Annotated in this window: 1 protein-coding gene; it reads right to left on the bottom strand. The window is 62.4% G+C overall.

The features are described 5' to 3' along the window. Positions 1-1,959 (bottom strand): thioredoxin domain-containing protein (locus H5U08_RS16465; RefSeq protein ID WP_297035544.1); only part of this gene is annotated, 1,959 nt, incomplete at its 3' end. Positions 1,960-2,209: the final 250 nt, after the last annotated feature.

Genomic DNA, 2,209 nt, shown 5'->3' with positions numbered 1-2,209 from the left:
GCTGTAGTGCGACGTGCCGACGCTAGGCGTTTGCGATTCCGTGCCGGGTCGGGTTGCAATGGGGGGATACGGCTGGTTCGTGGGGCCCACCACCCGGCTGGGGAGGTTGTTCATCACCCTATCCGGAAGCCCTACCTGAATTTGGGGGCCGGGCTGAGCCGAGGTCGCAGACGGCAATCCTGAACCCGGCAATACCTGGGAGTAGGCGCTCGGCGAGGCCTGTGGCGCGGAAGGCGCCGGGCCTGGCACAGTGCCGAGGTTACCTGTGGCACCCACGGCGGGGGCGATCCCGGGTCGGTTTTCGGGCTGGGGTGATGCCGTGGCCGGGGCCGGTTGGTTGCCGAACGGCGGGGGCGTCTGCCCAGATAACCCCGGGGCGGCCGACGGGATGAAACTGCCCGCAGCGCCGGTGCCAGCTTTCTGGGAGAGCCGTGCCACGGCCTGCGGCAGGGCATTGATATAGCGGTAAGGGTCGGCGCTAAACTTTTGGAAAGACTCCTCGTCACTGAACAGATAAACCCGACCGCCGAACCATGCGCCGTGCTCGCGACGGCCTTCCACCAGTTGTGTGCCCTCGACAAGTTTCACAACATCATAACCGGAGAGGACCGGCGCGTAGCGATCAGGATTGGCAAGGAACTTCTGCTGTTCTTCGGGACCGGCAAAGAGGTAGGTTCGACCTTCATGTCGGGCACCCCAGCGACGGTTCCCGAGAACCCACCGGTGCTTGTCGGTGAGACTGACCGGGCAATATCCATCCAGCGCAAGTGGGGGATTACCCGGCGGGATGGCCACCGGCGAGGACGGTGAAGCCGCAGATGCGGTGTCCGTTTGAAGGTTGTCATTTCGGGACGGTTGCCGGGCAGCTAAAGCGGATTCCGACGGGACGCCTGGAGCACCCGCGAAGGGCGGGACCGTGGGGGCCAAGCCGCCGTTTGATCCCGTGACGTTATTCGGTGCAGGAGGATTGGACACGGAAGATTCGGCCGAAGCGAGATTGCCAGTTACAGGCGGAACCGGCGACTGGGAAGCGTAGGTCGGTGCTCCTGGAGCCGGAGAGTAAGCTGAATAAGCTGAATTCGCTGAGTAATACGGGCTGACGGGACTTCCGTTCGGCGGCGCAGCAGTGATGCCACCAGCCGGCGCTGATGAAGCCCAAGGTGAAGAAGGAGCTGTGGCATTTTGAGGTGTCCAAGCATTGCCGGGATCGACCGCAGGTGACGGGGCCGCAGCGGCAACCTGCGGCGATGGATTCCCAACCATGGGAGGTTGCTGGGTGAAGTTCGGGGCAGCTTGCCCGGGCAGGAGCGGCTTGTATCCGGGACCGACGGCCGTTCGGTTCTCTGGTGCCGGCTGGGGCCCAAGCGACTGGGCTGTCCCCGGTGCGGTCAAAGCACCCGCGGCAGGCCAGGCAGGCGACGGACCGGCCACGGGAGGCCTGACGGGAAGCGTTGTGCCCGCGTCACTCGGTTGATGGCTGGGTCCGAAAGCACCGGGGGGTGGTGCTCCCATCCGCGCGACGAGAGCCTGTCGCTGTTGCCACTGGCTGGCGACTTCATTGAGTCGTTCGATGTACCGCGGAGCAGACACGCCCCCAACGGATTTGGCGATGACCTCGCCCTGCGGAGTGATGATCACATCGGTGGGAATGGACTCCACGTTGAGTTGCCGCGCAAGGATCGGGTTTTGGTCGAAATTGACCTTCACCGCCACATAGGAGGTCGCAATGGCAGAGAGGACCTCTGGTCGGGAAAAGACCTCGGCTTCCATCTGACGGCACGGCCGACACCATTCCGCCCAAAAATGGATGAGAACCAGGCGATTCGTCTCGGCTGCGACCCGGCGTGCGGCGTTAAGGTCCTCGAACCAGATGCTTTGCGGATTTTGGGCGCGGACCGCCGTCCCCCACCCGAGTACCGCGATTAGGGAAACCATTGCCCAAAGGCCGATTTTTCGCATGGGACACACTCCCAAGAAAACGGCAACGTCAACACTGCTTGACCCGATCGCATGCCGGGTCTGCCCCTTTTTGTATCGGATGCTGGAGGTCCCAACATTTCGGGAAACTGTGACGAATTTGAGCAAAAGAAGAACTTTTTGGAAAAAACCGAAAGCGACGGTTGTGTTGGATCCCCTGAATTGGGTGCATGCGTGGGAGAAACTGTTCAATTTCCGTCAGCGGTCAGAATCGTTCCGTTCAGCCGCTCGA

Origin of the sequence: Thermogutta sp. (assembly GCF_014359955.1) — a bacterium.
Lineage (GTDB): Bacteria > Planctomycetota > Planctomycetia > Pirellulales > Thermoguttaceae > Thermogutta.
The sequence above is the reverse complement of the archived record's forward strand: the minus strand, read 5'-3'. Positions and strand labels throughout refer to the sequence as shown.